6 protein-coding genes are annotated in these 5,686 nt (G+C 33.7%); 1 reads left to right on the top strand and 5 read right to left on the bottom strand.

Translation table 11 applies throughout. The features are described 5' to 3' along the window. Positions 1 to 1,087 (top strand): HD-GYP domain-containing protein (locus tag N4A40_09160; GenBank protein ID MCT4662014.1); only part of this gene is annotated, 1,087 nt, incomplete at its 5' end. A gap of 49 nt (positions 1,088 to 1,136) precedes the next feature. On the opposite strand, the gene N4A40_09155 is transcribed toward N4A40_09160, so the two are convergent. From N4A40_09155 to N4A40_09135, 5 genes are all read right to left on the bottom strand, one after another. Beyond that, positions 1,137 to 1,613 carry a hypothetical protein gene (locus N4A40_09155; GenBank protein ID MCT4662013.1) on the bottom strand — a complete coding sequence of 159 codons (477 nt, stop codon included), beginning with the start codon at positions 1,611 to 1,613 and terminating at the stop codon, positions 1,137 to 1,139. A 17-nt stretch (positions 1,614 to 1,630) separates the two neighbouring features. Beyond that, a complete protein-coding gene (locus tag N4A40_09150) occupies positions 1,631 to 2,383 on the bottom strand; it encodes a hypothetical protein (protein MCT4662012.1) in 753 nt (250 codons plus the stop codon). Positions 2,384 to 2,526: 143 nt separating this feature from the next. Further along, entirely contained in the window at positions 2,527 to 4,170 is a 1,644-nt protein-coding gene (gene hcp / locus N4A40_09145; GenBank protein ID MCT4662011.1) for a hydroxylamine reductase, read from the bottom strand. Between the two features lie 94 nt (positions 4,171 to 4,264). Beyond that, on the bottom strand, positions 4,265 to 5,251 hold the full coding sequence (locus tag N4A40_09140) for a zinc-binding dehydrogenase (protein MCT4662010.1): 987 nt from the start codon (positions 5,249 to 5,251) through the stop codon (positions 4,265 to 4,267). Between the two features lie 24 nt (positions 5,252 to 5,275). Then, on the bottom strand, positions 5,276 to 5,686 hold a 411-nt coding region (locus tag N4A40_09135; GenBank protein ID MCT4662009.1), incomplete at its 5' end, for a His/Gly/Thr/Pro-type tRNA ligase C-terminal domain-containing protein.

Raw genomic sequence — 5,686 nt, 5'->3', positions numbered from 1 at the left:
TTTAAGTGGTACGTATATATCAAATAACGATGCAGTAGCTAAATCTGGCATTTTTATCTTAGCTAGGTCATTTGATAATTTAACAATTTCAAATCTAAATGATTATATAGATTCTCAGCATTTACTTTCAATAAGTATAAGCGATAAAGAATTAAAATCTTCTTTCGATTCAACTAGTGGCATTTTAAAGTTTGATGCTCCAGTTTACAATGGTATTGAAGACATTGCTTATATTCATCTTGAATATGATATAAGCTCGTTTATAAAATTATTTTCCAAATCAGCAAAAACAATATTCACTATAATCGTAATTTGCGTAGTAATAGCAGTTTCAATTTTTGCGGTACAAATGAATGTTTGGAATAAAAGGCTAGTTAAAATAATTGACGATATAAATATAATAGCATCTACTCAGCAATATAATCTAAAGCTCCAAGAAAAGGGTGGGTTTGAAGCCGTAAATCTAAGTAGATCTATAAACAGACTTACAACAGAAATAAATGATCACTTAGACTCTATTGAAAATCATTATATTGAATCTATAGAAGTCGTTGCAAAAGCTATGGAAGTAAATGATCCTTATACGAAAGGGCACGCTGAAAGAGTAGCTGAATTTGCAGTTGAAATAGCTAAAGCTGGTGACTATGACATCGACATAGAACACCTTCGATTGGCTGGATTATTACACGATATAGGTAAAATAGGAATACCACACCATATCTTAAATAAACCTGGAAAATTAGATGATAGTGAATACATCATAATTAAATCACATTCTGAAAAAGGTTATGCTATATTAAATACTGCATCCATATTTGGAGACGTAAAACACATGGTTTTATACCACCACGAAAAATTTGATGGTTCTGGTTATCCTACAGGTATTTTTGGAAATAATATTCCACTAGGAGCTCGCATACTTGCAATAGCTGATGTATTTGACGCAATTAGCTCTGACAGAGCCTATAGAAATGCAATGCCCTTTGAAAAAGTAATGTCTATTATGGTTTCTGAATCTGGAAAGGCTTTTGATCCTGATATTTTAGAAGTTTTCCTAAAAATTTCTGATGATATCTTTCCTAAATAGACGAACTTAGTATGATAAAAAAGCTCAGTAAAATAGTTTTCAAACTGTTTTACTGAGCTTTTATTCTTGTAAATCGCTTTAACTCATCTACATATTTGGATTTTTGATCTATCATCTCCAACAGCAATTTGTAGATTCTAGTATCTTCAGCTTCGCTCTTCTGAACTAAACGACCCTGAATATCCAAAAGTAACGCAATCATTCCCTCTTCTAATTCTATTGCAAAGTTAATTATCTCATTCTTTGTTTTGAGCTGAGGTATACTCTCAATCCTAGCCTTGTATTGATTCATCAAAGATGCAACTTTGTCATAAATAAAGAAATCTATGATTTCAGCTTCTTGTGTTTTCATCTGCACTGTCAATTGCTCATAATATGTTATATCTCTACTCGTTTTGTCCCTAAGCATTTTAAGTAGTATTTTTTTCCCAACATCTTTTTCTTTCTTTTTCAAATTCGCCCATATTTGCTTTCTCCACTTAGCTTGTAAGATGAGCTTTTCCATCAAATCTAATCCAGTATACATTTTTCTCTCCTTTTTTATCACCACTTAGCTCTAAAAACTTCATATTGTTTGGCCAAATATCTAGAAACTCTTTCGGATTCAATCTTCCAATCGCTTTCTTTTAGAATCTCAATGTACTCCGCCAAAAACTTTTTAAACTCAGAATCATCTCCGTGCTTCATAAACTCTATATACTTTATCTTTATGTCATCAAATAAATATCCTTCGTAATCTGCTACAGGCGTATTATTAAGTCCGTATACATATACAGAAATCAAATAGTAATATCTATCCTTCACCTGATCATAATAATCTGATATCACATGTTCTTTGAGATATTTTTCATGATTTACTATTCTCCTGCCTAGATCTTCCCAGCTCACTAAAAGAACTCTCTCGCTCTCTAATCTTTCATTATACTCATCTCTTTGCAATTTCAAGTAAGCTCCATAACTATTTGACAAATAAGCTCCATAGTTCTTAACTATTTCGCTATAGTCAACACTTTCTCCATCTTTAAGTATTTCTTGAATAAGCGTTTCTACCAGTGCATCTGCTCCAATAGCTGTCATTTTACTTGCATTTGCCACAGCATAATTTTCTATTATCTTTAAATCTGCCTCATGTTCTATCAATAAGTCGAATTCTTTCAATATTTCTTTATCCTTTTGAAAAAAATTGTCTATTTCAATATATGAATCATCATTTATATTGTTAATATCAGTTGGTCTGCAAGCTGCAAGCAAGGCAAGCATTACAAGTATACCCAAATTTTTAGCAAAGTACGTCATAAATCATCGACCCTCTCAAAATATAATTTCCTATAGTATATCATCGGCATTCATCATATCACGATTGATAGTATAACACAAAATTTTTAGATTTTTTGCAAAAAAGAAGCTATCAAACACTCGATAGCTTCTTTCACTAAATCCTATTTAAAAAACAAATCTAAATCATCTTCTACGCTTTGAATTCCAGCAATTCCAAAATTATCAACAAGTACTTTTGCAACATTTGGTGATAAGAATCCAGGAAGTGTTGGTCCTAAGTGGATATCTTTAACTCCAAGTGACAATAGTGCAAGTAATACAATTACCGCTTTTTGCTCATACCAAGCAATATTGTATATAATTGGAAGCTCATTTATATCATTTAACTCAAATACTTCTTTCAATTTAAGTGCTATAACTGCTAGTGAGTATGAGTCATTACACTGTCCTGCATCTAGAACTCTTGGAATGCCTCCTATATCACCTAAATTAAGTTTATTGTATCTATACTTCGCACATCCTGCTGTAAGTATAACTGTATCTTTAGGTAGTTTTTCTGCAAATTCTGTATAGTAAGATCTGCTCTTCATTCTAGCATCACAGCCTGCCATTACAACAAATTTCTTTATAGCTCCGCTCTTAACTGCATCCACTACTTTATCAGCTAGTGCCATAACTTGATGATGTGCAAATCCACCTATGATTTCACCATTTTCAATCTCAGTTGGCGATTCACATTTTTTTGCAAGTTCTATAATCTCACTGAAATCTTTTGCATTGCCATCTTTTCTATCTGGAATATATTTCAATCCATCAAATCCAACAGCACCTGTTGTAAAAATCCTGTCTCTATAGCTATCCTTTGGAGGTACTATACAATTTGTCGTCATCAAAATTGGACCATTGAAACTTGCAAATTCTTTATCTTGTTTCCACCATGCATTTCCATAGTTTCCAACAAAATGATCGTATTTTTTAAATGCTGGATAGTAATTTGCAGGAAGCATCTCACTATGAGTGTACACATCTACACCAGTTCCTTCTGTTTGTTTTAAAAGTTCTTCCATATCTTTTAAATCATGGCCTGAAATTAGTATAGCAGGGTTATTTCTAACGCCAATATTGACCTTAGTCATTTCAGGATTTCCATAAGTAGATGTATTTGCCCCATCTAAAAGTGCCATCACTTTTACACCAAATTCACCAGTCTTAAGTGTAAGTGCAACCAAATCATCACCGCTAAGTCCATCATCTAGAGTCGCTGCTAGTGCGCCTTGCATAAATGCATATATTTCTCTATCTTCATGACCGAGCATTTCAGCATGATGTCCATAAGCCGCCATTCCCTTAACTCCATAAGTTATAAGTTCTCTAAGGGATCTCACATCTTCATTTTCCGTTCTAAGTACTCCAACAGACTCAGCTTTTTTGTCCATTTCTTCGCTTGTTTCAACTACAAAAGTTTGTGCATCTTTGTGCTCTTCTAATACCACACCATGTTTGCTTGCAAGTTCTCTTAAGGTATTTCGAATTCCATAGCCTTTTCTTATTTGTTCTTCAAATCTATCCCTAGCAAAATTTGCATTAGTTATAGTCATAAATAAACTCTCTACTATAAATCTATCTGCAGCAAGTGAATCTACATCTTTTTTTCTAAGCTGAACTAAATCTTCACTTAGACCTTTACACATATATATCAAAAGGTCCTGTAAATTTGCAACTTCAGCAGTCTTACCACAGACTCCCCTCACCGTACAACCTGTGTTTTTTGCTGTTTCTTGACATTGATAACAAAACATACTCATAATAGAAATCCCTCCATATTTTTATTTTTTCTAAGCTAATTCTATATAAAAAGCCCTAATAAATCGGTAACATATGTTACCGATTGTAAAAAGACTAAATAATTATGGATATTTTTCCTCTATGCTTCCTAGATTCCATGTATTCATGCGCTTTTGAAATCTCTTCAAGTGTAAACTGAGTTTTATCTCTAAAAACTTTTAGCTTACTCTGTTCTATGAGCTCAGCAATCCTTCTCATATGCTGACCTTGTTTTTCTCTACTATAATTGTCTAAAAGTGGCAAACATGTAAACACTGCACTAAGTGTAAGAGCCTTTCTATGAACGAGCGAAAGATTATGATTCCCTCTAGCTACAGTAGTTATAATAGTACCTCCTGGTTTAACCACCTCAAATGATTTTTCTAAATGAACTCCTCCAATCGTATCAAATACAAAATCAAACCCCTCGTCATTTGTATAAATTTCTTTATATTCGCTAGGAGTCATAACAGAATAATCTATCGCAACATCTGCTCCAAATGAATTAGCTAGAGCTCTATTGTCCTTGCTAACTGTAGTGTAGACTTTTGCCCCTTTCATTTTCGCAAGCTGTATTGCAATATGTCCAACACCTCCAACACCGCCATGTATCAAAATACTATCTCCAGAATTTATCTGCATTCTCTCAATGATAGCTTCCCATGCAGTTAGTGATACTAGCGGATAGAGTGCAGCTTCATCAAATGTAACACCTTCTGGTATTTTTGCCAAAAGCCTTGCATCTGCTACAGTATATTCTGCAAGTGTTCCATGAGTACCTTTGACCCCTCCAATATATCCGAAGACCCTATCTCCTAGTTTGAATTGAGCTACGCCTTCACCTATCTCCTCTACTACACCAGAGACATCGCCATGAAGTACTGCTGGAAGTTTAGGTGAAATTGAAGGCACCACTCCTGATCGTATCTTTATATCTATGGGATTCAAGCTAGTGGCCTTTACCCTTATCAAAATTTCTCCGCTATTTGGTTTTGGTCTTTCCAATGTTTTCGCTTCAAATACCTTAGCACAGCCAAAATGTTCAATCACTTGTGCATACATTCCGCTCCACCTCCTAGGTTTTTATTACCCATTGATAAAGCTCTGAATCGTCTCCTCTCCTGTAAGCATATCTTTTATTTTAAACTCACCCTCATTCATCATGTTTTCATCAACAAAAATAATTTTTTTCGCGCCAATTTTATTCGCATAATTCATTTTTTTCTTAAGGCTTTGTTTTTCGAAATACAGACAAGAGCTAAAACCCTCACTTTGTAATTTTTTTGATATCTCTCCTGCAAATTCTAAAGTTTCTCCTTCAAATAATATTAGATATTCTACCCCTCTATCTTCAGCATATTCTTCAAAAAATCCTATTTCTGAAAGAACAAAAAATAGTCTCGTAAGCCCAATCGATATTCCAACACCCGGAAGTACAGATTTTGTATATTTTTCAGCCAAATTATCATATCTTCCGCCAGAACATATAGAACCATA

It is taken from the genome of Tissierellales bacterium, assembly GCA_025210965.1.
Lineage (GTDB): Bacteria > Bacillota > Clostridia > Tissierellales > JAOAQY01 > JAOAQY01.
This window is presented reverse-complemented; position numbering and strand designations above follow the sequence as displayed.

Coding starts and splice junctions, on each gene's coding strand:
- N4A40_09155 (MCT4662013.1), bottom strand. CDS start 1,613: ATGTATACTGGATTAGATTTGATGGAAAAGCTCATCTTACAAGCTAAG.
- N4A40_09150 (MCT4662012.1), bottom strand. CDS start 2,383: ATGACGTACTTTGCTAAAAATTTGGGTATACTTGTAATGCTTGCCTTG.
- hcp (MCT4662011.1), bottom strand. CDS start 4,170: ATGAGTATGTTTTGTTATCAATGTCAAGAAACAGCAAAAAACACAGGT.
- N4A40_09140 (MCT4662010.1), bottom strand. CDS start 5,251: ATGTATGCACAAGTGATTGAACATTTTGGCTGTGCTAAGGTATTTGAA.